This is a genomic window from Mesorhizobium sp. M0808, assembly GCF_040320025.1.
In the GTDB taxonomy this organism is placed as follows: Bacteria; Pseudomonadota; Alphaproteobacteria; order Rhizobiales; family Rhizobiaceae; genus Mesorhizobium.
Genome location: NZ_JAMYOX010000018.1, coordinates 33,726 through 53,444 on the forward strand (window position 1 = coordinate 33,726; position 19,719 = coordinate 53,444).

22 protein-coding genes and 1 riboswitch are annotated in these 19,719 nt (G+C 63.4%); of the genes, 15 read left to right on the forward strand and 7 right to left on the reverse strand.

Going from position 1 to position 19,719, the window contains the following annotated elements:
- The first annotated feature begins 14 nt into the window (after positions 1-14).
- Positions 15-1,082, forward strand: a complete 1,068-nt coding sequence (locus tag NKI25_RS20415) for a cyclic nucleotide-gated potassium channel (protein WP_352999203.1) — start codon at positions 15-17, stop codon at positions 1,080-1,082.
- Positions 1,083-1,431: 349 nt separating this feature from the next.
- On the opposite strand, the gene NKI25_RS20420 is transcribed toward NKI25_RS20415, so the two are convergent.
- Entirely contained in the window at positions 1,432-2,343 is a 912-nt protein-coding gene (locus NKI25_RS20420) for a phosphatase PAP2 family protein (protein ID WP_352999239.1), read from the reverse strand.
- Positions 2,344-2,683: 340 nt separating this feature from the next.
- Between NKI25_RS20420 and NKI25_RS20425 the strand changes: the two genes are divergently transcribed.
- From NKI25_RS20425 to NKI25_RS20440, 4 genes are all read left to right on the forward strand, one after another.
- The gene (locus NKI25_RS20425) at positions 2,684-3,001 is read left to right on the forward strand and encodes an ArsR/SmtB family transcription factor (RefSeq protein WP_352568979.1); all 318 of its coding nucleotides are present in this window, start codon (positions 2,684-2,686) and stop codon (positions 2,999-3,001) included.
- The gene (locus tag NKI25_RS20430; protein WP_254818127.1) at positions 2,998-3,480 is read left to right on the forward strand and encodes an SRPBCC family protein; all 483 of its coding nucleotides are present in this window, start codon (positions 2,998-3,000) and stop codon (positions 3,478-3,480) included. The genes NKI25_RS20425 and NKI25_RS20430 overlap by 4 nt, the downstream gene beginning before the upstream one ends.
- A gap of 347 nt (positions 3,481-3,827) precedes the next feature.
- Positions 3,828-5,225: a magnesium transporter gene (mgtE, locus tag NKI25_RS20435; RefSeq protein ID WP_502894205.1), complete on the forward strand. Its 1,398-nt coding sequence runs from the start codon at positions 3,828-3,830 to the stop codon at positions 5,223-5,225.
- Positions 5,226-5,363: 138 nt separating this feature from the next.
- A complete protein-coding gene (locus tag NKI25_RS20440; RefSeq protein ID WP_023676566.1) occupies positions 5,364-5,750 on the forward strand; it encodes a MerR family transcriptional regulator in 387 nt (128 codons plus the stop codon).
- A 19-nt stretch (positions 5,751-5,769) separates the two neighbouring features.
- Here NKI25_RS20440 and NKI25_RS20445 read toward each other — a convergent pair whose 3' ends face one another.
- The 3 genes from NKI25_RS20445 to NKI25_RS20455 all read right to left on the reverse strand — a co-directional run bounded on the left by NKI25_RS20445 (position 5,770) and on the right by NKI25_RS20455 (position 8,703).
- Complete coding sequence (locus NKI25_RS20445; protein WP_352587579.1) at positions 5,770-6,276, reverse strand: methyltransferase family protein; 507 nt, start codon at positions 6,274-6,276, stop codon at positions 5,770-5,772.
- 16 nt (positions 6,277-6,292) lie between these two features.
- Entirely contained in the window at positions 6,293-7,291 is a 999-nt protein-coding gene (locus NKI25_RS20450) for a heparan-alpha-glucosaminide N-acetyltransferase (protein ID WP_352724947.1), read from the reverse strand.
- A 218-nt stretch (positions 7,292-7,509) separates the two neighbouring features.
- Entirely contained in the window at positions 7,510-8,703 is a 1,194-nt protein-coding gene (locus NKI25_RS20455) for an aromatic ring-hydroxylating oxygenase subunit alpha (protein WP_352587584.1), read from the reverse strand.
- Between the two features lie 141 nt (positions 8,704-8,844).
- A riboswitch (cobalamin riboswitch) is annotated at positions 8,845-9,040 on the forward strand.
- 36 nt (positions 9,041-9,076) lie between these two features.
- Between NKI25_RS20455 and NKI25_RS20460 the strand changes: the two genes are divergently transcribed.
- Genes NKI25_RS20460 through cobO form a run of 4 tightly spaced genes read left to right on the forward strand, consistent with a single transcriptional unit; the run spans position 9,077 to position 11,187 of the window.
- Positions 9,077-9,256 carry a CbtB domain-containing protein gene (locus NKI25_RS20460; RefSeq protein ID WP_352999206.1) on the forward strand — a complete coding sequence of 60 codons (180 nt, stop codon included), beginning with the start codon at positions 9,077-9,079 and terminating at the stop codon, positions 9,254-9,256.
- A 15-nt stretch (positions 9,257-9,271) separates the two neighbouring features.
- Positions 9,272-10,054, forward strand: a complete 783-nt coding sequence (locus NKI25_RS20465; RefSeq protein ID WP_352999208.1) for a CbtA family protein — start codon at positions 9,272-9,274, stop codon at positions 10,052-10,054.
- Complete coding sequence (cobU, locus tag NKI25_RS20470) at positions 10,047-10,568, forward strand: bifunctional adenosylcobinamide kinase/adenosylcobinamide-phosphate guanylyltransferase (RefSeq protein ID WP_352539634.1); 522 nt, start codon at positions 10,047-10,049, stop codon at positions 10,566-10,568. Before NKI25_RS20465 ends, cobU begins: the two co-directional genes overlap by 8 nt.
- A gap of 1 nt (position 10,569) precedes the next feature.
- Positions 10,570-11,187: a cob(I)yrinic acid a,c-diamide adenosyltransferase gene (gene cobO / locus NKI25_RS20475; RefSeq protein WP_352568974.1), complete on the forward strand. Its 618-nt coding sequence runs from the start codon at positions 10,570-10,572 to the stop codon at positions 11,185-11,187.
- A 441-nt stretch (positions 11,188-11,628) separates the two neighbouring features.
- Here the strand turns inward: cobO and cbiB are convergent, their stop codons facing one another.
- Positions 11,629-12,600, reverse strand: coding sequence for an adenosylcobinamide-phosphate synthase CbiB (gene cbiB, locus NKI25_RS20480; RefSeq protein ID WP_352999210.1), 972 nt, complete (start codon positions 12,598-12,600; stop codon positions 11,629-11,631).
- Here cbiB and cobD point away from each other — a divergent pair.
- The 3 genes from cobD to NKI25_RS20495 all read left to right on the forward strand — a co-directional run bounded on the left by cobD (position 12,599) and on the right by NKI25_RS20495 (position 15,431).
- Positions 12,599-13,657, forward strand: a complete 1,059-nt coding sequence (gene cobD, locus NKI25_RS20485; RefSeq protein ID WP_352786988.1) for a threonine-phosphate decarboxylase CobD — start codon at positions 12,599-12,601, stop codon at positions 13,655-13,657. The two genes, cbiB and cobD, sit on opposite strands and share 2 nt — an antisense overlap.
- Positions 13,654-14,157 (forward strand): tyrosine phosphatase family protein, encoded by a 504-nt coding sequence (locus tag NKI25_RS20490; RefSeq protein ID WP_352617536.1) that lies wholly within the window; start codon positions 13,654-13,656, stop codon positions 14,155-14,157. Before cobD ends, NKI25_RS20490 begins: the two co-directional genes overlap by 4 nt.
- A 131-nt stretch (positions 14,158-14,288) precedes the next feature.
- Positions 14,289-15,431 (forward strand): serine hydrolase domain-containing protein, encoded by a 1,143-nt coding sequence (locus NKI25_RS20495; RefSeq protein ID WP_352999240.1) that lies wholly within the window; start codon positions 14,289-14,291, stop codon positions 15,429-15,431.
- Between the two features lie 64 nt (positions 15,432-15,495).
- Here NKI25_RS20495 and NKI25_RS20500 read toward each other — a convergent pair whose 3' ends face one another.
- Positions 15,496-16,299, reverse strand: coding sequence for a creatininase family protein (locus tag NKI25_RS20500; protein WP_352617540.1), 804 nt, complete (start codon positions 16,297-16,299; stop codon positions 15,496-15,498).
- 57 nt (positions 16,300-16,356) lie between these two features.
- Complete coding sequence (locus NKI25_RS20505) at positions 16,357-16,740, reverse strand: RidA family protein (RefSeq protein WP_352617542.1); 384 nt, start codon at positions 16,738-16,740, stop codon at positions 16,357-16,359.
- Between the two features lie 276 nt (positions 16,741-17,016).
- On the opposite strand from NKI25_RS20505, the gene NKI25_RS20510 reads away from it, so the two are divergent.
- The 3 genes from NKI25_RS20510 to NKI25_RS20520 are packed head-to-tail and all read left to right on the forward strand — an operon-like array spanning position 17,017 to position 19,705.
- On the forward strand, positions 17,017-18,021 hold the full coding sequence (locus NKI25_RS20510) for an ABC transporter substrate-binding protein (protein WP_352617544.1): 1,005 nt from the start codon (positions 17,017-17,019) through the stop codon (positions 18,019-18,021).
- Between the two features lie 3 nt (positions 18,022-18,024).
- Positions 18,025-18,867, forward strand: coding sequence for an ABC transporter ATP-binding protein (locus NKI25_RS20515; RefSeq protein WP_352617546.1), 843 nt, complete (start codon positions 18,025-18,027; stop codon positions 18,865-18,867).
- A complete protein-coding gene (locus tag NKI25_RS20520; protein WP_352644799.1) occupies positions 18,854-19,705 on the forward strand; it encodes an ABC transporter permease in 852 nt (283 codons plus the stop codon). The genes NKI25_RS20515 and NKI25_RS20520 overlap by 14 nt, the downstream gene beginning before the upstream one ends.
- Positions 19,706-19,719: the final 14 nt, after the last annotated feature.

Here is a 19,719-nt window from a genome sequence, read left to right on the forward strand (position 1 = left end):
CTCGTGGGCATAGAATGTCGGTACTGCCTTCCTTAAGAATTTACGCGCCGCTCAACGCGGTGCTGGCTGCGACTGGGCTTGTGGCGGTGGCTACGCTCACGACACCGGACCTGTCCGGACGAAGCAGACTGGCTTTGGCTGCCGTGCTCGCAGTCATTTGGGGCGTCTATCTCCTGGAATTGGCCGAGAAACTGCTCAAGCGCCGGGCGGGAGACGTTCGGGACAGGACGCCGGCAATCGCCATTGATGTGCTCGCGGTTTTGGTTCCACTCGCCGCATTTCTGCTCGTCGGCACGCCCGACCGGAGCCTCTACTGTGCTGTCTGGCTGCTGAAACCGCTGCGCGATTCAACTTTCTTCCCGCTGCTGGGCAGAATCCTGACCAACGAAGCGCGCAACCTGATCGGCGTCGCCACGGTCTTCGGCATCGTTCTTTTCGGTTTTGCGCTCGCAGCCTATGTCATCGAGCGCGACGTCCAACCGCAACAGTTCGGCAGCATCCCCCAGGCAATGTGGTGGGCCGTGGTCACGCTGTCCACCACCGGCTATGGCGACGCTATTCCGGAAAGCTTCGCCGGCCGCGTCCTTGCCGGGGCGGTCATGATGAGTGGCATCGGCATCTTCGCGCTCTGGGCTGGCATTCTTGCCACCGGCTTTTATCAAGAAGTCCGTCGCGAGGATTTCGTCCGCAATTGGCAATTGGTCGCCGCCGTGCCGTTGTTTCAGAAGCTCGGCCCGGCCACACTAGTCGAGATCGTGCGCGCATTACGACCTCGCATCGTGCCGGCGGGCGCTGTGATCTGCCGCAATGGCGAGGCCGGTGATCAGATGTTCTTCGTCGTGGAGGGGCGCGTCAGCGTCGCGACGCCGAACCCGGTGGATCTGGGCCCTGGCGCCTTCTTCGGCGAGATGGCGCTGATCACCGGCGAACCGCGCTCGGCGACCGTCAGCGCCACAACGGTGGTCTCACTCCTGTCGCTACACTCGGCGGATTTCCAGATGCTGTGCAGCAGCAGCCCGGAGATCGCGGAAATCATCCGCAAGACCGCGCTCGAGCGGCGCGGCGCGGCGCCTAACGGTTGACCGTATTAGACTAGGTGTTCGTCAGGAGGAGGATGTGATGGCAAGGCTGCCAGCTGCCTGCCGATGGTGGCTGGCTGGAACTACATGCTTTGCCGCTGCCGAACCACCCTCAATACAAATCGCCACGGAATCGTGGAAAAATGCTTTAAAATCAACGCGGGAGGCGTTGCGGCGCTGCATCTCGACCGCACCATTAAATTCGAAAGCGGAATCTCTTGCCCGTTGAATTCGAGCACGGCAGGGAGCGTCCTTGTCGGGGCACGTGCTGTTTGCCTGATTGCGGTCGCGAGTTTGGCTTATGCGAAGTGGGCATCGGCGGGCATGGCCATCTATCGAAAAGCGCACATAACTATTCGCGCACCAGGCGTCCGGTCGCCCACCAGATCACCGATACAACAACGATCGATGCGTAGCCGTCCACGGCATAGTGCCAGCCAGTGAACACCGATCCGTACAGGATCAGGGCTGCAAAGGTCCAACCCAGAACGCCAAGCCAGCGATTGATCGATGACAGCAAATAGGCGTTCAATGCGGCAAAGGCGACATGCATGCTTGGCATGGCCGAGATGCCGCCGCCAAGACTTGCCCGGCCGCTTTGGTAAGCCATCAGGAGATATGCCGCGGGTTCCCGCACCATGTAACTATGGTCCAGCCTGTCCAGGGCCGCATTCAATCCGTGGAAGCGATCCACGCCGACAAAGTGGTGGTAGTAAACCGGTCCGACCGATGCCAGCGCCACGGCCAAGACCGTTCCGAGGACGGACAACGTCAGCGCTGCTGCGCAGAGATAGCGGATGCGGGCAATCTCGTCCGACCAGAGCGACACGAAAAGGATGGTGCCGAACCACTGGTAAAACCAAATGACTTCATAGCTGTTGAAGACGACGAACGACCAATTGTTGCTGTCGAGCTTATGGACGATCTCCCATGGCGGCATCCCGTGCAGCCATTCATCAGCATCGGCCAACCAGTTGTCGGCATAGTATGGGACGACGGACGGGATGGCGATCTTGTAGGTAGAGAACGCGGTCAAGCTGGCAAAGAAGAACAACAGCACCAGCAGACAACCGCGCCAGCGCCCTTGAACCAAATCCAGTGCGTAGCGAACCGGTTGCCGCCGGCCATGGATTAGCGCGGTACAGCAGACGCCCCCGATAAACAACACCGGAATGCCAACAAGAAACTTGTGAGAATAGATTAAAGCTGACGTATAGAATACTTCTGGATATAGTGCAGATGCGCCTAAAACGTATGTCGCCATGAACAAGGAGAGGCGCAATTGCCATATGGCGGAGGGCCTGTAGCGAGAGGCTTCCGTGGTTAGGGCCAAACCAATTTACCCGTTCTTAACGTTTCGCCGGAGAGACACATACACCGATAAGGTAAAAACCTTGCCGCCAGGTTTACTTTTCCCCGGTGGTCGACATTTGCCGGCTGGCCCGCATGCGGTGGATCGATTCCCTGAGCAGTCTTGCATCCGCATCGCTGTCCATGCCCCCGCGTCAAGGAATTGCCCCAGAGCCTCGAGCCGACCGGTTGCTTAAACACGGGCCCGCCACGCCCTCGGTTGATATATCATAAGTTTTAGCTTATCATAAGTCATGATTTATGATTATGCAGGAATGGTGGCCTTGGCCGATCCGACGCGCCGCAAGGTGTTCGAGCTCATCGCCGATCGGCCACGCTCGGTCATCGATCTGACGCGAGTGCTTCCGGTCTCGCAGCCGGCGGTATCGCAGCACCTCAAGGTTTTGAAGGAAGCCCGGCTGGTCCGCGCAGAGCCGAAAGGTGCCAGCAACATCTATCATCTCGACCCGCATGGGCTCGGCGAGATGCGCGCCTGGCTCGACCGCATGTGGGGCGATGCGCTCGGCGCCTTCAAACGGGAAGTCGACAACAGCAAGGAGAAGAGGAAATGACGACCATGATCAAGCCCGCGCCGGTCAGGAAGTCGGTGACGGTGGAGGTGCCGCTCGACAAGGCATTCGATGTGTTCACCACAGGATTCGGGCGCTGGTGGCCGGCTTCGCACTCGATCGGCAAATCCGCCCTGACGACCGCGGTGATCGAACCGAAAGCCGGCGGCCGCTGGTACGAGATTGGCGAGGATGGGTCACAATGCGATTGGGGCGAGGTTCTCGCCTGGGATCCGCCGTCAAGGCTGACGCTCGCCTGGCGCATTGGAGCCGGCTGGCGCTACGATCCGGCATTGCTGACCGAAGTCGAGATCCGCTTTGTCGCGCTCGGCGAGAACGCGACGCGTGTGGAACTCGAGCACAGGCTTCTGGAGAACATGGGCGAAACCGCAGAGGCGATGCGCGAGGCCTTCGAATCCGAGGGTGGCTGGAGCGGTCTCCTGGACCGCTATGCGGCTGAGGCCAAGCGCCACGCCGCCTGATCGGGAAGCCTTCCAGTCCAATACCAGCGAGGCCCTCGCACTGTCGGCCTCGCCGTTTTGAATCAGTGTCGATCTGCCCATCTGGTTGACCGGGGGGGAGATACGCTGCCCTTTACCTGCCGCCGCGAAGGTTTGCAGCGCCGCAGGTTTGTAGAACGTCCTCTCCTCCTACCATCCGGTATGCGCCGCGTCGTTTGGACGCGCGAACGGCGCTGTAGCAATTTGTCGTTGTGCATGGTCCTTTCGCAAAATCGATTCCGATTGTCAGGGTCATGCGTTAGACCTGACAGGCACCTTATCCGGAAATCCGATGGCGGGAGGCGCTGGTGGAAGGCCAGGACGAACAGATGACCGGCGCCAGGGCAGCCGAGGAGCGCCGCGCCGACATCTATGACGAGGACGGCGTCATCCTGTCGTCGTTCCTCGCCCAGATCGGTGCCGCGATCGCCGATCGCGATACGCTGACGCTGAAGCGTGAAGTCGACGATCTGCACCAGTCGGAACTCGGCCACCTGCTCGAGGCCCTGCACCCGGAACAGCGACGCGCGCTGGTCGAATTGCTGGGCAAGGATTTCGATTTTTCCGCGCTGACCGAGGTTGACGAGGCGATCCGCCGCGACATCGTCGACAGTCTGCCCAATGCGCAGATCGCCCAGGCGGTGCAGGATCTCGATTCCGACGACGCGGTCTACATTCTCGAAGACCTCGACCAGGAGGACCAGGACGAGATCCTGTCGCAGCTGCCGTTCACCGAGCGGATCAGGCTGCGGCGTTCGCTTGACTATCCCGAAGAGACCGCCGGCCGCCGCATGCAGACGGAGTTCGTCGCGGTGCCGCCCTTCTGGACGATCGGCCAGACCATCGACTACATGCGCGAGGACAACAATCTTCCCGACCGTTTCAGCCAGATCTTCGTCATCGATCCGAGCTTCAAGCTGCTCGGCGCCATCGACCTCGACCAGATCCTGCGTACCAAGCGCTCGGTCAAGGTCGAAGAGGTCATGCATGAGACCAGGCATGCCATCCCGGCCACCATGGACCAGGAGGAGGCGGCACGCGAATTCGAACAATACGATCTTCTGTCTGCCGCCGTCGTCGACGAGAACGAGCGGCTGGTCGGCGTGCTGACCATCGACGACGTCGTCGACGTCATCCAGCAGGAGGCTGAGGAAGATCTGCTGCGCATGGGCGGCGTCGGCGACGAAGAACTCTCGGACAGCATCTTTTCGACCTCGCGCTCGCGCGTGCCCTGGCTGCTGGTCAATCTTTTGACGGCTTTCCTGGCGGCCTCGGTGATCGGCCTGTTCGACCGCACCATCGAGCATATCGTGGCGCTGGCGGTGCTGATGCCGATCGTCGCCGGCATGGGCGGCAATGCCGGCTCGCAGACCATGACGGTCACGGTGCGGGCGCTGGCGACCAGGGACCTCGACATCTACAATGCCGGCCGCATCATCCGCCGCGAAATCGGGGTGGGCTTCATCAACGGCATCATTTTTGCCATCCTGATCGGCCTCGTCGCTGCTGCCTGGTTCCACGATCGCAATCTCGGCGGCATCATTGCGGCTGCGATGATCATCAATATGTTCGTGGCGGCTCTGGCGGGCATCCTTATCCCGCTGCTGCTCGACCGCTTCAAGATCGATCCGGCTGTGGCTTCGGCGGTTTTCGTCACCACGGTCACCGATGTCGTCGGTTTCTTTGCCTTTCTCGGGCTCGCCACATGGTGGTTCGGCGTGCGCTGAACGTCACCTCAATTGACTTTTACGTAAATGCCATGCGAGGCTTTGAAGGTGCCTTGTCCGCCGATTCTGGTACGCGCCTGGGCGCCGGCGGCGCCGGCCAGTTGGAACTCGCGGCGTGGCCGGGGCATTGGAGTGACGATGCGGGAATATTATTCAATCACGGAGCTGACCCGCGAATTCGACGTGTCGACGCGGACGTTGCGCTTCTATGAGGACGAAGGGCTGGTGCAGCCAGTAAGACGCGGCCGCACTCGGCTGTTTCGTCCGTCGGACCGGCATCTCATCCGCCAGATCATGCGCGGCAAGAGGCTCGGCTTCTCGATCAACGAGATCCGCGAAATCATCCAGATGTACAGGGAGCCGCCCGGCGAGGTCGGCCAACTCAAATTGATGATCAAGCGCATCGAGGAAAAGCGCGAGGATTTGCGCCAGAAACGCCGCGACCTCGAAGAGACGCTGGCCGAGCTCGATCAGGCAGAGGAATCCTGCGTCGAGCGGCTGGTGGAACTCGGCGTCACCACATGAGCGTGGCGTCAGCGCCGGCTCAAATCCAGCGCCGCACCCTTTTGGCGTAGTCCCGGTATTTCTTGCCGAATTTGGCCGTCAGCACCTTCTCCTCGCTCTCGATCGTCAGCTTCTGCGTCAGGAACGCCGCGATGACCGCCAGCGGCAGGAACCAGGCGATCCCAGTGACAAAGGCGAGGCTGACCAGCAGCAGCGTGTTGGCGAGGTAGATCGGGTTGCGGCTGACGGCGAAGGGTCCGGTAGTCACCAGATGGTCAGGCACGCCGTTCGGGTTGAGCGTCGTCTTGGCGCGGATCATGGTGCGGATTGCCGTGAACCAGAGCGCGGCAACCGCCACCAACCCCACAAGGCCGGCGGCGAACAGGATGTCGCCGAGAAGATCGCCGATCCACGGTAGCGGATAGAACAGCCCTAGCGCGACGCTGACGATGATGGCGGCGATATAGATCAGCGGCGGCCATGGGATGTGCCCCAGCCTCGGCTGCCCAGGATTTTGCTGCACGGGTTTCGGGTGACTGTCGCTCATTATTGTCCTCCCTCGATTAGCGCGTTCCCGGTTCCGCCGCCTCGGTTTGGGCGGTGCAGGTGCCGGCGAGCTCGCCAATATGCGCCTTCCACTCCGGGGACTGGTCGTTGCTGTAGAGCCGGTCAAGCGAGGCTTCGCCCTGGAGAGTGTCCAGCATGCAGGCACAATAGCTGGAGCAGAACTCGGTGTCGCGTGCCTGCTCGCAGGATATCTGGCAGGATTTCAGAAAACTCACCTCCCTGGTTTCGGCCTGCGCCGGCATGAATTGCGAAAACAGCCAGACCGAGCCGATCAGCACCGGCTGATGGATCAGATAGAAGGCAAGGCTGTGCCGGCCGATGAAGACCAGCGGATTTGCCCAGCGGCCGGGCGCCAAGGCCGACAGCCGCGTCAGCGCGCCGGAGGTGGCGGCGAGCTTGGTAACCGCGATGCCGGCAAGTACGGCGCCGAACCAGGGCAGCAGCGGAACGTAGTCGTTGGAGCGCGGGTTGGTCGCCGACAGGCCGACCCACCACAAAGCCGGATGATCGAAAAGCTCGGATCGCAGGTAGAAAGGCGCAGCGATAACGAGGGCCGCCACGGCAAGCGTCAGCAGCGCCGGGAGGCGCAGGAACGCCAGGCCGAGCAGGCTGGCGAGCGCGATCTCGTGCAATATGCCGAAGAAGATGAAGCCGTCGGGCGTGGCGATGCGGGTGACCAGCGATATTGCGAGCGCTGCCCCGGCAACCATGGCGAAGCGCTTCCAGAAGCCGGTCCAGCGGATTTTCTTGCCATGGGCGAGACAGAGGCTGATGCCGACCAGGAACAGGAAGCTCGAGGCGATGCAGCGCGCGTAGATTTTCCACCAGCCGAAGGCGGTGAGGCCGGGATCGGTGTAGCCGAAGAATTCGAGGTCCCAGGTGAAATGATAGCTCGCCATGGCAAGCAAAGCGATGCCGCGTGCAATGTCGATAGCGGCGATGCGCTTCGACTTCGGTTGATCCTGAACGGCTGCGGTCGGCGTGTCGATGCTCATGGTCTCGCTGTCTTGGTTCAGCCCCGGCAAGACGACTATCACGGTTGCCACCGTCAAAAGAAGCAGGGCCTTGCGTCGCGTTGGTACCGGTCGGCATCAGAGCTGCTTTAGGCCAAAGCCGGAAAGCCTTTGGCCGGCGTGCGGGCGTTTTTCGGACTGGGCGCGGTTTTCGCGACACTCGGCCTGCTGGCGGCGGCCTGAGGCTTCGTCACCTGGCGCTATCTGCCCAAATCGCTTTGATGTTCGAGCGCCGCATGGCGCTCGCGCACCCAGTTGTGGAAGCGGTGCAAGTCGTATTCCTCGGGCATCAGTACGCCGGCCTTGTGGCGCATCGAGCGCAGGCCCATCTGGTTGACCTCGCAGATATCAGCATCCTCCTCCAGCACCTGGGTACCGAAGGCGACGATGTTGTCGATATCCGCGGCCGGATCGGCGAGCGCTTCGGGCGAAAAAAGCCATTCGGCGGTAAGTTCGGTCTGCTCCGGCCCAAGCGGCACCAGCCGCACGGTCCTGACATAGTCGACATGGCCGACGACGAACATCGACGGCATGCTGGTGGCATAGGTCTGCCCGGCGGCACGCTCGCCCGGCGTCAGGCCGGAAAAGACCGAGCCGTGGACGCGCCCGTCGCGCGACCAAGTTTCGGCCCCGGCCCGCAAGCCGCCGGCAAATTCCGGCGCGTCATTGTCGGCGTGGCGCGCCCATTCGGGGTCGTCGTGCCGACCCATCAGGCCGCGGCCATAGATCGGCACCAGCCGCGACAGGTCCTTGTGGACGCCGGGGCAGTGCAGGCACTCGTTGAAATTTTCCCAAAATACCTTCCAGTTGCAGTTTATCACCTTGCGCAGCACATGGCCGCTCAGCAGCGTTTCCAACGGCCAGTTGGCGAGGCTGCCGGATGCCGGATCGAAGGATGTTTCAGCCGAGCCGGCAGCGTCTTCCGCCAGATTGACGAAGACAAAACCGCGCCACACCGAAAGCGCGACCCGGTAGAGCGGATGATCGGCCTTGTCGAAGCCGTCCGGCAGCGATTTCGACGGCACGCGCACCAGATCGCCGTGCAGCGAATAGGACCAGGCATGGTATGGGCAGGTGATGAGCCGCGCCTTCAGCCGTCCTTCGCTCTGCTGGCAAAGCTGCGAGCCGCGATGCCGGCAGGTGTTGTGGAAGGCGCGCAACTCGCCGGTCTCGTCGCGCAGCACGACGACCTCCTGCGTGCCTATGCGGAACGTCCTGAAAGCCAGCGGCTGGGCAAGGTCGGCCTCGCGGCAGACGAGCAGCCAGTTGCGATACCAGATGGCCTCGAGATCGCGCTGATAGGCCGCGATGTCCCAATAGGCTGATGACGGCAGCGTCGGCTCGGCCCGCGTCAGGCCGTTGTAGGGACCGCGCTCATTCGGGCTGGGTTGCATGCCGGCTTCCTCCCCATCCGCCAGCCGACACCCGGCTGCGAAAATTGTCAATCGCGGCGCCGGCCGACCGGGCTTGGCGAGGCGGCGCATTCGCCACACGATCCGGCGGAATTTGGTTTGCCGGGCGCGGCGATTCTGCCTATAGTCACTGATGTCGTCGGTTCCGTTTGGAACCAAGAGGGAATGCGGTGAGGGCAGTTGTTTGCCCAATGCCGTGGCTGCCCCCGCAACTGTGTGCGGTAGTCCTCTCCATATGCCACTGAAGGTTCGCCTTCGGGAAGGTGGGGAAGGGCGCTGATCCGCGAGCCAGGAGACCTGCCGGCGACAGGAAACTGACTTCTATGCCCTCGGGTGGAGGGCGAAAGGACAAGACATGAATACCGCTTCCGTCTCGCTCGGCGCTTCCGCCTCCTCGCAGTCGCGTCTCACGCAGCTGGCGCTTGCTGCATTCCTCGGCATTTTCGTCATGGGGTTTGTCGGCTTCTCGCATATCGATGCGGTCCACAATGCCGCGCACGACTATCGCCACTCGATGGGCTTTCCCTGCCACTGACAAGGGGCTGACATCATGACACTGTTTCGCAACGTCGTGTTCATCGCGGCGATCGCAGGGCTTGTGGCCGGCGTGGCTCTCGCCTGCATGCAAGCCTATGCCACGGTGCCGCTCATCCTGAAGGCGGAAGTCTACGAACAGGCCGGCGGCGGCCATGACCATGCCGCGGCACCTGCGGCACCGGCCGAAAACGCCGCGGGCACGACGGCTATGAGCAGCGCCGCGCCGGCACCGGCTGAAGCAATGGCTCCGGCGGAAGACGAAGGCTGGGCGCCGGCCGACGGTTTCGAACGCTTTGGCTTCAGCGTCGTTGCCAATATCGTCACCGGTATCGGCTTTGCGCTGGTCCTGGTTGCGGTTTCGGAGTTCGCCGGCGGCATCGGCAATTGGCGCCAGGGCCTGTTCTGGGGGCTGGCCGGCTTTGCCGTGTTCACGCTGGCGCCGGGCCTCGGCCTGCCGCCGGAACTGCCGGCGATGCCGGCGGCCGACCTTGTCCAACGCCAGATATGGTGGTGGGCAACAGTGGTGGCGACAGCGGCCGGTCTCGGCCTTATCGTCTTCCGCAGATCGCTGCCGCTGGTGGCTCTTGCCGTGGCGTCGATCGTTGCGCCGCATATCGTCGGCGCGCCGCAGCCCGATAGCTTCGAGACGGCGATCCCGGAAGGCCTGCACCACCAGTTCGTGGTGGCGGTGACGCTGACCAATCTGGTGTTCTGGCTGGTGCTCGGCGCGGTCGTCGGCGTGGTGCGCGGACGCTTCACGGGCACGGCGACCAGCCTGCGCGACAGCTTTGCCTGACCGCGCTGCCGGGGCACTGACCCTGGTCATCGGCGGCGCGCGCTCCGGCAAGAGCGCGCATGCCGAGAGCCTGGTGACGGTCGGCCCGCCGCCTTGGAGCTATATCGCCACGGCGCAAGCCTATGACGACGAGATGCGCCAGCGCATCGCGCTGCACCGCTCGCGCCGCGGCGCCGGCTGGACGACCATCGATGCGCCGCTCGACCTTGCCGGCGCGATCGGAGCGCTGCCTGACGGCCAGCCGGTGCTGATCGACTGCCTGACGCTGTGGCTGACCAACCATATGCTGGCCGACCATGATGTCGAGGCGGAATGCCGGAGGCTGGCCGATGTGCTGTCGCGGCCGCGTGGGCCGTGGTTCGTGGTGTCCAACGAGGTCGGCCAGGGCATCGTGCCGGACAATGCGCTGGCAAGACGGTTTCGCGACGCCGCCGGCCGGCTGAACCAGGACGTCGCGGCTGTTGCCGGCACCGTGCTTTTGATGGTGGCGGGGCTGCCGCTCAAGGTGAAATGACATGGCTGATACTATCGATCCCAAGGACGAGGAACGCCACCGCGCCAAGATGGCCAAGCGCAAGGCGGTGCAGGACGCCGAGGTCGCGGCCAAGACGGTCGAGAAGGGGCTGCTGATCGTCAACACCGGACCGGGCAAGGGCAAGACCACGGCCGCCTTTGGGCTGGCGCTCAGGATGCTCGGCTATGGCAAGCGCGTCGGCGTCGTTCAGTTCATCAAGGGCAAATGGCACACCGGCGAGAAAGACGCCTTTGCCGCCTTCGGCGACCGTGTCGTCTGGCACGCCATGGGCGAGGGCTTTACCTGGGAGACACAGGACCTGAAGCGCGACATCGCGGCGGCCGAGGCTGCCTGGGCGAAAGCGCTGGAGCTGATGGCCGAGCCGTCGATCAGCCTCGTGGTGCTCGACGAGCTGAACATCGCGCTGCGCTACGACTACCTCGATCTCGAAAAGGTGGTCGCGGCGCTGAAGGCGCGTCGCGAAGGCCTGCATGTCGTCGTCACCGGCCGCAACGCCAAACCGGTATTGGTCGAGGCGGCCGATCTGGTCACCGAGATGGGCGTGACCAAGCACCACTTCTCCGCCGGCGTGAAGGCGCAGCAGGGGATCGAGTTCTGAGGGGGTTGGCGATCGGGGAAGGGCGTTTCGGAGCAGGCGGCGACGGCGAAGCTGCCGATCTCCCCCCTTGTGGGGGAGATGCCCAGCAGGGCAGAGGGGGGCACTGTCCCTCGGCCTGTCAGTCGGAGACAACTACGTCGTCAGACCGTCATTAGCAGGTGAACGGTCAAGAGGCTGGCGATCCTTCGCGCCCCCCTCTGTCCTGCCGGACATCTCCCCCACGAGGGGGGAGATCGGATGTCACTTCGGCTTTCGCCAACCTCGAACGTTAAGGGCCTGCAATGGGGCGGCGCCGACCTGACGCGATTATTTGAGGCGTAGCCTTATTTTGTTCTTGCTTTGTGCCGGCAGCTATGCTACTAATTTGGCTATGGTGCTAATTGGGCTCCAACGACCCGTCGCTTGGCGGGTTTTTTGTTTCCGCTCGATCTCGAGCGCAGATCACGCCAAGATAACAACCACCGCGACCACGCCGAACAGCGCGATCAGCAGAAAATCGGCAGTCCGGTAGAGTTTCAGCGCCCGTCGGATGTCGGTGCTCTCGATATCATCGCGCCGGCCGCCTTCGCCCATCAACGCGTCTTCGACCATGACGCCGTCATAGGAGCGGGGGCCGGCGAGCGCCAGGCCGAGCGCGCCGGCCATCGCTGCTTCCGGCCAGCCGGCATTGGGCGAGCGGTGTTTTTTCGCATCGCGCCGCACGGCGTGCCAGGCGCCCTTGGCGTCGGCGCCCTTGACCAGAAAAGCGGCGAGTACGATCAGCAGCGCCGTCAGCCGCGACGCCGGCAGATTGATCCAATCGTCGAAGCGCGCAGCCGCCCAGCCGAAGGCTTCGTGGCGCGGGGTGCGATGGCCGATCATCGAATCGGCGGTGTTGGCGGCCTTGTAGGCGACGCCGCCGGCGAGCCCGCCGATACCGAGCCAGAAGGCCGGAGCGACGACGCCGTCGGAGAAATTCTCGGCCAGGCTTTCGATCGCGGCGCGGCAGACAGCGGCCCTGTCGAGCTGTTCCGGGTCGCGACCGACGATCCGCGAGACGGCAATGCGGCCCATATCCAGTCCGCCGCTGTCGAGTGCGTCGGCGACCGCTTCGACATGCTCGGCCAGGCTCTTCTGCGACAGCAGCGACGTCGCCAGAATTGCGGTGACCAACAAGCCGAGGGGAATGCTCGAAAGCAAGGTTTCGAGCCAGAGGGCGAGGGCGGCCGGCACCAGCACGATCACCAGCAGCGCGAAGACGCCCCAGCGGCGACGGTGGGCGTCGGAATCAGTGGCGCGGTTGAGCCTGCGGTCGAGAAAGGATATCAGCCTGCCGAACCAGGTGACGGGATGGCCAATGGCATCGAAGAGCCGGGCCGGGTAGCCGAGTACAAGTTCGATGGCCAGCGACAGGAAAGTGATCAGGATCGGCATGAAGTCTCTTGATGGAGTGACGGCGGCAGTGGACCACGGCGGAAGCCTTGGCCGGGCGAGGGCGCTTTTCCCTCACGCGCCGCTGCCTTTCGTCGACCTCTCGACCGGGATCAATCCGCACTCCTACCCGCTTTTCGATTTGCCCGCCACCGCCCTGTCGCGATTGCCGGAAACAGCGCGCAGCCGCGACTTGGCTGAACGCGCGGCAAGCGCCTATGGCGCCCCGTCGGCGGCGAATGTCGCAGCGGCGCCCGGCACGCAGATCCTGTTGCCGCGCGTCGCTTCGCTGGTCAGCCCGGGCACGGCGCTGGTGCTCGGGCCGACTTATGCCGAGCATCGGCGGGCAGCGGCGATCGCCGGCCATGCGGCGGCTGAAGTCGATGATTTCGAAGCCCTGGCGGCGGCCGACCTTGCCGTCGTCGTCAATCCCAACAACCCGGACGGGCGCGTCGTCGAGCGCGAAAGATTGCTTCGACTTGCCGGGACATTACGCGCCAGAGGTGGGCTGCTGGTGGTCGACGAGGCCTTCATGGATGTCGGCCCGCGCAGCGAAAGCCTGGCCGGCGACGTCGACCAGGGCGGCATCGTCGTGCTGCGTTCGTTCGGTAAGTTCTTCGGCCTGGCCGGCCTGCGGCTTGGCTTTGCACTGGCCGATGCGCTGACGGTCGAGCGGCTGGAGGCGCAATTCGGGCCATGGGCGGTTGCCGGGCCGGCGCTCGAATATGGCATAAGGGCGCTTGCCGATACCGGCTGGCAGGCCGGGATGCGGCGCCGTCTGGCCGAGGATGCCGCACGGCTCGATACGCTGTTCGGCCGCTTCGGCGTGCCTGTCGCCGGTGGCACCGCGTTGTTCCGCTATATCAGGCTGGCGGGCGCCGCCGGCCTGTTTTCGGTGCTCGGCCAGCGCGGCATCCTGCTTCGGCATTTCGCCGATCGTCCGGATGTGCTGCGCGCCGGCCTGCCGGGAGCCGACGAAGAATGGCGGCGGCTCGAATCGGCGCTTGCCGGCTGGGCCTCGCGGCGCGACGATGATGCCAAGGGAGAAACTACCCAATGATCCACGTCTGTTCGCTGTCCAAAGTCGAGGAAACGGTAACGAAGACCGGGGCCGGCCGGCTGCTTTCGCTGCTTGCCGCCGGAACGGAGGTGATGCGACCGGCCTCGATCACCAGGGAAAACCATCTGCATCTGGTCATGCATGACATTGCGGTGGCGCAGGAGGGCATGACCATGCCGGGCGAGGAGCATGTCCTGAACCTGCTCGATTTCGCCCGCCACTGGGATCGCTCGCGGCCGCTGGTGGTGCATTGCTATGCCGGCATCAGCCGCTCGACCGCCTCGGCCTACATCATCGCGGCAGCCTTGGCGCCGAAGCGCGACGAGGCCGAACTGGCCGAGACGCTGCGCAGGCTGTCGCCCACGGCGACACCCAATCCGCGGCTGATCGCGATCGCCGACACGCTGCTCGATCGCAGGGGCAGGATGATCGAAGCGATCCAGGCGATCGGGCGCGGCGCGGATGCTTTCGAAGGCACGCCGTTCGAATTGAAAATCTGAGCCTAAAAACAAATTCCAGGAAAAGTGCGCAGGAGTTCTAGGACACGGCCAAGGGGCGAATGATGATCGGGAGAATTTTGGCCATCGTTGTTGGCGTGGTCTGCGCGACAGGCAGCGCCATGGCCGCGTCCATGCCGGCTCTCAAGTCGATCGACCTGGCAGCGCTCCAAGCCACTGTCGAGGGTTTGGCCAAGGAACTTATGCTGCCCGGTGCCATGGTTTTGCTCAAGACTCCGCGGGGCAACCTCGTCTTCGGCTACGGTACGACTGAACTGGGTGCCACGAACCCGCCGCGCGCCGATACCCACTTCCGTGCGGCCTCGAACACCAAGACGATGACCGCCGCTGTCATCGTGCAACTGGTGCAGGAAGGGAAACTGAGCTTCGCCGATCTGATCTCGAAATACGTCCAGCGCGTTCCCAACGGCGACGAGATAACCATTCGGCAGCTCATAACAATGCGGAGCGGCCTCCCTAACTTCACCAATGCGCCGGAACTTGCCGAAAGCCTGGACAAGTATCCTTACAGGGTATGGACCGCTGATGAAGTACTCGGCATGGCGTTCAAACGGCCGCCGGACTTCGCGCCGGGTGCCGAATTCGAGTACAACAACACCAACTACTATCTGCTCGGCCTTGTTGCCGAGAAGATCGACGGCAAGCCGCTCTCGACCATCTTCCGGGACCGCCTGTTCGGGCCGCTCGGCATGAAGAACACGGCGTTGCCGCCGAGCACGTCGAACGCCATCCCCGAGCCATACTCAAACGGCTATCTCTACGGCAGTACTTCGTACGCCCTGGCTGATGCGCCCTATCCGGACGACCTCCAGGCTGCGGCCAGGGCGGGAACGCTCAAGCCCAACGACGACACATGGCAGAACCCGTCCGCCTACTTTGCGGCTGGCGGAGTCATCTCCACCGCGGATGACCTCGCTACCTGGATGCGCGCGCTGGTCGGGGGCAAGCTCTTCAATGCCGACTTCCAGCGCCAGTGGCTTGCAAGCCCTGAGGCGCCGGCGCCGGGCGAACCCGCCATGCAAAAATACGGCTATGGCATCCTAACGCTGACCTTCGGGCCTAACGAAATCTACTATCACGAAGGCGAGATGCCCGGTTACCAGTCCTTCATGGGCTACGATCCGGCCAATGACGTCACCCTGGTCATATGGACCAACCTGACTCTCGCGCTCCACGGCCAGGCGACCGCCAACACCTTGATGGTGAAGATACTGGACGAAATCTACACGGTGTCGCCGCTTCAAGAGGTGAAGTGAGGATCCTCGCGCGCGAATGGAATCGCCCCTCGTGAGCGAGGCCTGAGTTGGTGGGATCAAACACCTACGCCAGCCAATCCGCCAGCTTTGCCTTGCCCACGTCCCTCAGCAGGCCGATGAAGCCGTCGGCCTGATGCTCGGCGGTGAGCCGGCCTTTTTCAGCGGTGGCAATGCTGGCGTCGCCGACGACGCCATTCGGGTTGAGATCGCTGGCGATCCAGGCGAAGGCGTGCGTTCCGGTGTGGCGCAGCAGCGCAAATTCCTTTTCGGCGCGGGCGACCTTGGACACGAAATTGTCGGCCTTCCCCATATCGACGAGGTCGGGCCGGAAGTGCAGCATCAGCGAGGTCTCGACGTCGCCGCCATGGATGCCGTGGCGGTCCTCGAGCTCGGTGTACATGCCGGCCGGCCGGCCAAAGCGCTGCCAGCTGGTCTTTACCGCCAGCATCTTTGCCCGCACACGCAATTCGCGGGTGACGATGCCCATGATCTCCTCATTGCCGCCATGCGAGTTGACGACAATCAGTTTTCGGACGCCGGCGCGCGCGACCGACAGGCCAAGTTCGGTCCACGCCTCGACCAAGGTCGTCGCCGGCAAAGTGAGGGTGCCCGGTGCGTGCAAATGCTCGTTCGACTTGCCCACCGCCTGGACCGGCAGGATGCGGATGTCGAGATCGCCGGGCAGGCGCGCGATCACCGTTTCCAGCATGCCGTTCATGATCGAGGTGTCGGTCGAGACCGGCAGATGCGGGCCGTGCTGCTCAATCGCCGCCAGCGGCAGAACGGCAATGGTCGCTTCAGGATCGACGGTCGCGTATTCGGTGGTCCGGTAGTCACCCCACCATACGCGTTTTTTTGCAGCGGTCATGTCATGCCCTCTTGAACCGACAAGCCCAGACCTAACGCGGGAACGATCGGCTGTCGATCATCCCGCCGCAATGACCTCGATCTCGACCTTGAATTCCGGCCGGGCAAAACCGGACACGATCATCAGCGTCGAGGCCGGCGCCGGGCTGGCGAACAGCCGGTCGCGAACCTCCATATAGGGCCGCAGGAAGGCGCGGTCGGTGACGTAGGTGTTGATGCGGACGATGTCGGACAGGCCGAGCCCGGCCTCGCCGAGAATCGCCGATATGTTCCGGAAACAAAGCTCGGCCTGTGCGCCGGCCTCCTCGGGGATCTGGTCGTCCGGGGTGATTGCGACCTGGCCCGAACACAGCACCAGCCGCTTGCCGGGCGGCAGTTCGACGCCATGGCTGTAGCGGGCGAAGGGCGGCTTGATCGACTTCGGCGTGAGAAATTTGAACATGGCAATCTCCGTTCACGGCAGCCTAAAGCGGGATCGATGCGGGCATCAAGATGGCGGTGCATGTCACGAGGGCGATTGTGGACAGGCGATCAAAAAATAGGCACGATGCCTTTCGTACAGCATGACCCGTCCGGCCTTCGCGCCGCCATTGCTCAGGCGGGCATTGCACAAGCGGGCGGTCCCGGCGCAACGCGCCGGTGGCATGTGTCTTGCTTCTTGAAACAATGGTGTCGAGCCCGGCGCGTGACGCGCCGGAGCGAACAAAGGGTGGTGTGGATGTACGGAAAACTCAAGATTTCGGCGGGCGTGATCGTGCTGCTTGGCGCAGGCACGCTTGCCGCGGCAGCGAACGAAAAAGTCACCTTCGGCACCAACTGGCTGGCTGAGCCGGAGCATGGCGGTTACTACCAGGCCGTGGCGGACGGCACCTATGCGGCCTGCGGCATCGACGTGACGATCATGCAGGGCGGCCCACAGGTCAGCGGCCGGCCGCTGCTGCTGGCCGGCAAGATCGATTTTTACATGGGCGGCAATCTGCTGTCGGCCTTCGATGCCGTGCAGCAAGGCATACCGATGCGCGTCGTGGCGGCCGACTTCCAGAAGGACCCGCAGGTCATCATGTCCCATCCCGGGCAGGGGCTGGACAAATGGGAAGACCTGAAGAACGCCGACCAGTACATCCTCGGCGACGAAGGTGCGCAGACCTTCTTCCAGTGGATGGTCACCGACCTCGGCTTCGACGCCGCCAAGCGCGCGCCCTACACCTTCAACCCGGCGCCGTTCATCGCCAACAAGAAGTCGATCCAGCAGGGTTACGTCACCTCGGAGCCATTCGCCGTCCAGAAGCAGGGCGGTTTCACGCCGAACCAGTTCCTGCTGGCCGACTATGGCTGGGACACATATGCAACGACGGTCGAGACCATGCAGGAGACGGTCGACAAGCGGCCCGAGGTGGTCCAGTGCTTCGTCGATGGCTCGGCCAAGGGCTGGTACAATTATCTCTACGGCGACAACAAGGCCGCCAACGAGATGATCAAGAAGGAAAATCCGGACATGACGGATGAGCAGATCGCCTTCTCGATCGAGCAGCTGAAGAAGTTCGGCGTGGTCGATTCCGGCGACAGCGAAAAGCTCGGCATCGGCGCCATGACCGATGCGCGCATCCAGAGTTTTTACGACAAGATGGTCAAGGCCAAGGTCACACCGGCGGGCATCGACATCAAGAAGGCCTACACGCTGGCCTTCGTCAACAAGAGCGTCGGGCTCGACCTGAAGAAGTAGGCCGTGAAGCTGGAGAAAGTGGCGCAACAGCCAGGAAGCGTATCGGGGCCGACGCTGTTGGCGCTGCGTGGCGTCGGCAAGGTTTTTTCCAACGGCGTCACCGCGCTCAGCAATGTCGAGCTGACGATCCGGGAGGGCGATTTCCTCAGCCTGCTCGGGCCGTCGGGCTGCGGCAAATCGACGGCGCTGCGGCTGATTGCGGGCCTGTCGACGCCGACCTCGGGCGTGCTCGACTGGCGCGGCAGCGGCGCCCTCGAGCGTTCGACTATCGGCGACCGTTCAAATATCGGCTTCGTCTTCCAGGAGCCGACGCTGCTGCCCTGGGCCGACGTCTTCGACAATGTCTGGCTGCCGCTGCGGCTGAAGGGCGTGTCGCGTGCCAAGGCGGCGCCGGCGGTGATGGAGATGCTGGCGCGGGTTCACCTGACCGGCTTCGAGAATGCCGTGCCGCGCGAACTGTCCGGCGGCATGAAGATGCGCGTCTCTATCGCCCGCGCCATGGTAACCAAGCCGCGCATTCTGTTGATGGACGAGCCGTTCGCCGCACTCGACGAGATCACCCGCTTCAAGCTCAACAACGACCTTCTCGAGCTATGGCAGGATGAGCGTTTTACCGTCGTTTTCGTCACCCACAGCGTCTTCGAAAGCGTATTCCTCTCCAACCGCATCGTCGTCATGGCGGCGCGGCCGGGCCGGGTGTTTGCCGAGCTTGCCGTCGATGCATCCTATCCGCGCGACGAGGCGTTTCGCACCTCGCCCGACTATGCCGCGCTCTGCCGCCAGGCATCCGACGTGCTGATCGGCGCCATCAACTCAACTGCCGGACCGCATCATGACGGCCATTGAAGAACCAGTCCTGGCGCTCGACCCGGAGGAGGCGCGCCGCGTCCGCCAGGAGCGCTTCGAGCGCATCGGCAGATGGCTGCTGCCGCTGGCGATCATGATCCTGGCCATCTGGCTGTGGGACCGCGTCTGTGTCTGGAACGACATTCCGAAATACATCCTGCCGCGCCCCGGCGTGGTGTTGCAGACGCTGCACGACGATGCCGGGCTGCTGTTCTCCTCGCTGCTGGTGACACTCAGGATCACCTTCTTGAGCCTGCTTCTCGCCGTGGTCGGCGGTGTCGGGCTGGCAGTGCTGTTCGCTCAGTCGAAATGGGTGGAGATGTCGTTCTTTCCGTTCGCCATCGTGCTGCAGGTGACGCCGATCGTCGCGATCTTTCCGCTGATCAATATCTATGTCGACAACCAGACGACGAAGCTTTTGCTTTGCGCCTGGATCGTCGCCTTCTTTCCGATCCTCTCCAACACCACGCTCGGCCTCAATTCCGTCGATCGCAATTTGCGCGACATGTTCAAGCTCAACGGCGCGACCCGCTGGCAGCAATTGCGCTATCTGCGGCTGCCGGCGGCGATGCCTTATTTCCTCGGCGGGCTGAAGATCGCCGGCGGCCTGTCGCTGATCGGCTCGGTGGTGGCCGAGTTCGTCGCCGGCGCCACCGGCCAGTCGTCCGGCCTCGCCTCGCGCATCATCGAGGCCGGCTACCGGCTCAACGCACCAAGACTGTTCGCGGCGCTGATCCTGATCTCGCTCACCGGCATCCTGATCTTCCTGGTGCTGTCGCTGATTTCGCATCTCATTTTGCGGCGCTGGCACGAGAGCGCGCTGAGGCAGGAGCGGTGATGGTGAGCAGCGCC

Bases quoted from the DNA above. Each gene is read 5' to 3' on its own strand.
- NKI25_RS20415 (WP_352999203.1), top strand. From the start codon at position 15: ATGTCGGTACTGCCTTCCTTAAGAATTTACGCGCCGCTCAACGCGGTG.
- NKI25_RS20420 (WP_352999239.1), bottom strand. From the start codon at position 2,343: ATGGCGACATACGTTTTAGGCGCATCTGCACTATATCCAGAAGTATTC.
- NKI25_RS20425 (WP_352568979.1), top strand. From the start codon at position 2,684: ATGATTTATGATTATGCAGGAATGGTGGCCTTGGCCGATCCGACGCGC.
- NKI25_RS20430 (WP_254818127.1), top strand. From the start codon at position 2,998: ATGACGACCATGATCAAGCCCGCGCCGGTCAGGAAGTCGGTGACGGTG.
- mgtE (WP_502894205.1), top strand. From the start codon at position 3,828: ATGACCGGCGCCAGGGCAGCCGAGGAGCGCCGCGCCGACATCTATGAC.
- NKI25_RS20440 (WP_023676566.1), top strand. From the start codon at position 5,364: ATGCGGGAATATTATTCAATCACGGAGCTGACCCGCGAATTCGACGTG.
- NKI25_RS20445 (WP_352587579.1), bottom strand. From the start codon at position 6,276: ATGAGCGACAGTCACCCGAAACCCGTGCAGCAAAATCCTGGGCAGCCG.
- NKI25_RS20450 (WP_352724947.1), bottom strand. From the start codon at position 7,291: ATGAGCATCGACACGCCGACCGCAGCCGTTCAGGATCAACCGAAGTCG.
- NKI25_RS20455 (WP_352587584.1), bottom strand. From the start codon at position 8,703: ATGCAACCCAGCCCGAATGAGCGCGGTCCCTACAACGGCCTGACGCGG.
- NKI25_RS20460 (WP_352999206.1), top strand. From the start codon at position 9,077: ATGAATACCGCTTCCGTCTCGCTCGGCGCTTCCGCCTCCTCGCAGTCG.
- NKI25_RS20465 (WP_352999208.1), top strand. From the start codon at position 9,272: ATGACACTGTTTCGCAACGTCGTGTTCATCGCGGCGATCGCAGGGCTT.
- cobO (WP_352568974.1), top strand. From the start codon at position 10,570: ATGGCTGATACTATCGATCCCAAGGACGAGGAACGCCACCGCGCCAAG.
- cobD (WP_352786988.1), top strand. From the start codon at position 12,599: ATGAAGTCTCTTGATGGAGTGACGGCGGCAGTGGACCACGGCGGAAGC.
- cbiB (WP_352999210.1), bottom strand. From the start codon at position 12,600: ATGCCGATCCTGATCACTTTCCTGTCGCTGGCCATCGAACTTGTACTC.
- NKI25_RS20490 (WP_352617536.1), top strand. From the start codon at position 13,654: ATGATCCACGTCTGTTCGCTGTCCAAAGTCGAGGAAACGGTAACGAAG.
- NKI25_RS20495 (WP_352999240.1), top strand. From the start codon at position 14,289: ATGCCGGCTCTCAAGTCGATCGACCTGGCAGCGCTCCAAGCCACTGTC.
- NKI25_RS20500 (WP_352617540.1), bottom strand. From the start codon at position 16,299: ATGACCGCTGCAAAAAAACGCGTATGGTGGGGTGACTACCGGACCACC.
- NKI25_RS20505 (WP_352617542.1), bottom strand. From the start codon at position 16,740: ATGTTCAAATTTCTCACGCCGAAGTCGATCAAGCCGCCCTTCGCCCGC.
- NKI25_RS20510 (WP_352617544.1), top strand. From the start codon at position 17,017: ATGTACGGAAAACTCAAGATTTCGGCGGGCGTGATCGTGCTGCTTGGC.
- NKI25_RS20520 (WP_352644799.1), top strand. From the start codon at position 18,854: ATGACGGCCATTGAAGAACCAGTCCTGGCGCTCGACCCGGAGGAGGCG.